The organism is Paenibacillus sp. P4_E11, from assembly GCF_056401635.1.
In genome coordinates this window covers 1-4,626 of record NZ_JBFUIX010000213.1, presented here as the reverse complement: position 1 = coordinate 4,626, position 4,626 = coordinate 1, and the positions used below count along the sequence as shown (strand labels likewise).

The window sequence follows — 4,626 nt, the reverse complement described above, 5'->3', positions numbered from 1 at the left end:
GTCCTCATCTTGGACGAACCGACGAACGGCCTCGATCCCGAGGGCATTCGCGAGCTGCGTGATTACTTGCGCCAGCTGGCCAAGAGCGAAGGTACGGCCGTTATCGTCTCCAGCCATCTGCTATCCGAGATGGAGCTCATGTGCGATCGCGTAGCCATTATCCAGAACGGCAAGCTCGTCAATGTGCAGGCGATGCGCGAGATGGTGCAGCAGCAGAATGACGAGGCGAGTCTCGTCGTGTTCGAAGTGGACGAGCCGCAACGTGCCATCCAACTGCTCGCGGATACAGTCAGCGTCGTGGAATCAGCCGTAACGCCGGAAGGTGTGACGCTCTACTTGCAGCGTGAACAAGTGCCTGAAGCGATCAAGCAGCTCGTGCAGGGCAATGTGCGTGTATACTCGGTGAAGACGGCCTCCCTGACGTTGGAGGACAAATTCCTGGAATTGACTAGAGGTGGCCAAATTGTCTAATCTGCTGAATCTCGTTCAAAATGAAAATATGAAAATTTATCGCCGTCCACGTAATCTGATTATGATGGGGCTTCTGCTGGTCATCACACTGGTTGTGGCGATCATTCTGAAATCTGTCTCAAGTGACGGTAATGTTGGCGGCAATATGCTGCAATTCATGAACATCTGCAAAAACTTTACGTTGATCGTATTCGTGTTCTCGGTCGTCGTTACAGCGGAGATTGTTGCGGGTGAGTTTACTTGGGGGACAATTAAGCTCCTTCTGATTCGCCCTGCAACTCGTTCCAAGATATTACTGTCCAAATATATCGCTTCCATCCTTTACTTAGTGCTGCTCTTAGCATTCCTCTACATCGTTTCTGCGATTGTGGGACTGCTGTTCTTCGGTAATTCCGGGGATGCATCTGGGTTAAGCATGCTTAGCATCATGAAATCCTACGGCTTCCGATCCATCGACTTGTTCATGTACTTGACTATGGCGTTTATGATTTCTTCGGTCTTCCGCAGCAGCGTCTTGGCAATCGCACTGTCTTTTATTCTGATCTTCGTCTCCGGTACGGTCATGAACGTACTGATAGCACTGAAGTACAAATGGGCCAAGTATATCCTGTTCGCCAACACCGATCTGGAAGTATACACGAAGGGCCATAAACCATTAATAGAAGACATGACATTAGGATTCTCGGTCACGATGCTCATCATCTACTACATCGTATTCATCGGCCTCGCTTGGGGCGTATTCAGTAAGCGCGACGTTGCAGGATGACAAGGCTTGGCGATTCAGCTATAATGGAGTTTGGGATTTAGTACCTGGTCACAATAGTTATCAAGACAGCTCAACTCCAAAAATAGAATAAAGGCGGAATCGCAAAATGAATTACGAGGACTTCAAACATATCGTATTGGACCGAAGAAGCGTTAGAAAATATACAGACGAGCCTGTATCGGTGGAAGATATTCGTGAATTGATCGATTGTGCAAGATATGCGCCGAGTGACACGAACTCACAGACATGGGAATTCGTCGCTGTTATGAACAAGGATAAGATCAAGGAGATCGAAGCCATCACATGGGAAGAGTTGCATAAGCGTGCCGCTGCAGCGGAAGAGCGGGGACTGAGCAAGGAAGCCCGCTTGTTAACGAAGTCGTTCGGCCCCTATGCTACCGCGTTCTCCGACGCACCCGTGCTGATCATCTGCCTCGCCACTCCGTACAATTCCAAGTTCCGCGAACGGATCTTCGATCCGATTGCCCTTGTGGACGATTCCGTGTGGGCCGAGGAGGGCATCAAGAGCAGCTGCCTCGCCTCGCAGAACTTAATGCTGGCCGCTCATGCCCGTGGCTTGGCCACTTGCCCGATGACCGGGCCGGTGCTGCTCGCTGCACATCGCCTCCGTGAGTACCTCGGCATCGATGAGAGCCGTGAGATCAACATGGTTATCTCGCTTGGTCATCCTTCCGAGCGTCCTGGACGCTTGCCACGCAAAGAAGTAGACGAAATCTTAACGATTATCGAATAGACGACTTGAATTCAGCAAAGACCTCTGGAGTTAGTTTTCACTCCAGAGGTCTTTGCTTTTGAATTCTTATGGGGCAGAACTATCCGCTGCTAATAAAATAAATCAATGATTTCTAACATCATGCCTCATAGATGCATGATTCTGATTGTTATTTGTTGTAAGCGGCAATATTGCGGTGGTATAATCTGCTAGGCAAGTCTTATTGCATGAATACATTTTATCTGGGGGAATGGCTATGATTATTGATACGTTGAATCATTCGAAAATCTACTATGAGCTTCATCCACGGTTTCGTCAGGCGTTTCAATTTTTAATCGATACGGATTTAAATGCTTTGGAACCTGGAAAATATGAAATCGACGGCACCAATATATTTGCTCTCGTCCAGCAATATACGACGAAGCCAAAGGAAGACGGGCTGTGGGAAGCCCATCGTAACTATTTCGATATCCAATACATCGTCAAAGGACTCGAATCGTTCGGTTATGCACCGATTGATTCCTTGCAGGTAACGAAATCTTACGATGCAGAGAATGATTACGCTTTGTATGCTGGAGAGGGAAGCTTCCTTGCTCTTCAAGTCGGCAGCTTCGCCCTAGTGTATCCTCAGGACGCGCATATGCCGTGTATAACCCGAATTGAGCCCGAAGATGTGAAAAAAATCGTCGTCAAAATTCGTATCTAATCCTGAGCGGTCCGCTTATAGGGTCATTCATTGCTTACAAGCTAGTATTCTGGCATGACTACTTGTATTGAATGAGGCCGATATGTACGCCAACGGGATCGACGATATATACCAAGAAGAAGCTTCCAAAGTCCAACTTGGCTTGCGATATCGTCGCCCCGTTCTCAATAGCCTTGTTGAGTGCATCATCGATGGAATCGACTTGAATCGTGATGCGTGTAGCTTGTGGGAATTCAGAAGGACCTTGAGCGATTCCGCCATCGATACCACGACTGTCGCTTGGCCCTGTTGTAGCTGATCTGTAGCCCCACTGCGGTTCCGACAGCTCCCAACCGAATACATTGGAGTAAAAGGAAGCTTGCCGTTCTGGTTGTTGACTGCTTAATTCGAACAATACTACTCGATTCATCGTTCAGCACCTCTACTAGTAAGAATTATATAAAATCAGATAGCGGCAAACCTAGTTCCTCTGCGGCACTTTGCATAAAGTGTCTACAAAACGAATAATCCTTCCACTGCACAATCTTGCCATTCTCCCATTCCAGGAGGTTCACATTGTTTAACTGTTGGCCTTGTTCCGTATTCAGCAGCATAATAATGGCTGCTTTCCCCCACAATATGTCCGTGTAAACGTACAGATCCTTCACTTGCTTCGTCCCTGTATCCGGGTTCAACGATTTCTTGGTAATCATATCCTTGCCGTACTCGGTGCTTAATCCATATGGGTAAGGGAAAAATAGTTCTATTTCGATGAATACCCTTCAAACAGTCTTCCTCCATAGCATGCAAGGGTCTCATCGGCAAAATGGATAATAGGCGCTACATCAGAACGTAAGCTATAAGATTGTAAGGTTTCATCGAATAGCTTGGAGAATGCAGGGTCGTAATGTTCCAGTGCAGCCGGGATGCGTTTTCCTCGTGCAGTCCAGTGCCCATTGGTTCGAAGCACTAGTTCATGCAAGGCATGAGCCAACTCATGGATGGCGAATGAGGCCGCCATCGGTGTAAGACCACCCTGCAAATCTAACAAATGGTTCGTGATCGTGAATCGCGCACGCCGAATCTCTTGCTCACTCCACGGAGGCGGCCCGGCTTCCAATAACTGTCGAGCCTCCCAAATCATATCGACTGCGGTCCCGTCGTCGAACAGGATTACCCCTGTGGCGAACATATGCGGTAATGAGGGGCGACCACGCAAGCAGTCCCTTTTGAAATACTCTTTGTAAGTGGTACGGTTATGCATCAATATCTCAATCATCCAGCCCTGCTCGTAGTAGGCTTCTGCGTAAGCCGAAGGCTCATCGTCCGAAATCACAATGATGTCCAAATCGGAATACGGCGTTTCCTCGCCACGCGTTGTACTTCCTGTGAGCAGCGCCACGCTGCATTGCGGGAAATGCGTCGCAACGAACTGCTTGGCGGCTTGAATCGCTGGTATTTTCAAAGTAGGCTTCCTCCCCTCCCTATTCGAAACGATACATGATAGATCCCTGAATGGACTCGTAACCGATGGCCGAATAAATCTTGTTCGAAGTAGGATTCGCCAAGTCGGTGTACAAGCTGCAAAATGTATAACCTTCATCGAGTAATAGCTGACTCAATGCGGCCACGCAGGCGGATGCGTACCCTTTGTTCCGGTATGCCGGTGGGGTGTAAACCAGCGTCACGACGATCCCGTTACGGGTAGGCCTCGATTTCTTCGCCATACTCACACCAACTTCGTCATGCCATATGTATAGGGATGAGCTTTCTATGTTCTCCCTTGCTTTGTTCCGGGCAACCTCTTGCTCTATACGTTCGCCAATCGCTTCATTGAAATCTAGAATCCAGTCGGCAATAAGCTCCAAATCGTTACTTTCTGCCAATCTAAGCTTACCCGGTGCATATCCGATAGGGTTTACTCGGTCAAGACGATAAATCATCTGATTCATCTTCACAATAGGGGTGCTA

8 protein-coding genes are annotated in these 4,626 nt (G+C 48.3%); 4 read left to right on the top strand and 4 right to left on the bottom strand.

Going from position 1 to position 4,626, the window contains the following annotated elements; all coding sequences use genetic code 11:
* The 4 genes from AC1DWB_RS31460 to AC1DWB_RS31445 form a co-directional block, all read left to right on the top strand.
* Nucleotides 1-471: AAA family ATPase (locus tag AC1DWB_RS31460; protein WP_477545037.1), on the top strand; the 471-nt coding region annotated here is incomplete at its 5' end.
* On the top strand, nucleotides 455-1,237 hold the full coding sequence (locus AC1DWB_RS31455; protein ID WP_477545036.1) for an ABC transporter permease: 783 nt from the start codon (nucleotides 455-457) through the stop codon (nucleotides 1,235-1,237). The genes AC1DWB_RS31460 and AC1DWB_RS31455, both read left to right, overlap by 17 nt.
* A 106-nt stretch (nucleotides 1,238-1,343) precedes the next feature.
* On the top strand, nucleotides 1,344-1,991 hold the full coding sequence (locus AC1DWB_RS31450; protein WP_477545035.1) for a nitroreductase family protein: 648 nt from the start codon (nucleotides 1,344-1,346) through the stop codon (nucleotides 1,989-1,991).
* A gap of 235 nt (nucleotides 1,992-2,226) precedes the next feature.
* The gene (locus AC1DWB_RS31445; protein WP_477545034.1) at nucleotides 2,227-2,676 is read left to right on the top strand and encodes a NanQ anomerase/TabA/YiaL family protein; all 450 of its coding nucleotides are present in this window, start codon (nucleotides 2,227-2,229) and stop codon (nucleotides 2,674-2,676) included.
* Between the two features lie 58 nt (nucleotides 2,677-2,734).
* On the opposite strand, the gene AC1DWB_RS31440 is transcribed toward AC1DWB_RS31445, so the two are convergent.
* The 4 genes from AC1DWB_RS31440 to AC1DWB_RS31425 all read right to left on the bottom strand — a co-directional run.
* A complete protein-coding gene (locus AC1DWB_RS31440; protein WP_477545033.1) occupies nucleotides 2,735-3,085 on the bottom strand; it encodes a VOC family protein in 351 nt (116 codons plus the stop codon).
* Between the two features lie 25 nt (nucleotides 3,086-3,110).
* On the bottom strand, nucleotides 3,111-3,368 hold the full coding sequence (locus AC1DWB_RS31435; protein WP_477545032.1) for a hypothetical protein: 258 nt from the start codon (nucleotides 3,366-3,368) through the stop codon (nucleotides 3,111-3,113).
* 50 nt (nucleotides 3,369-3,418) lie between these two features.
* Nucleotides 3,419-4,120, bottom strand: a complete 702-nt coding sequence (locus tag AC1DWB_RS31430; RefSeq protein WP_477545031.1) for a nucleotidyltransferase domain-containing protein — start codon at nucleotides 4,118-4,120, stop codon at nucleotides 3,419-3,421.
* A 19-nt stretch (nucleotides 4,121-4,139) separates the two neighbouring features.
* A partial coding sequence (locus AC1DWB_RS31425) for a GNAT family N-acetyltransferase (RefSeq protein WP_477545030.1) occupies nucleotides 4,140-4,626 on the bottom strand: 487 nt, incomplete at its 5' end.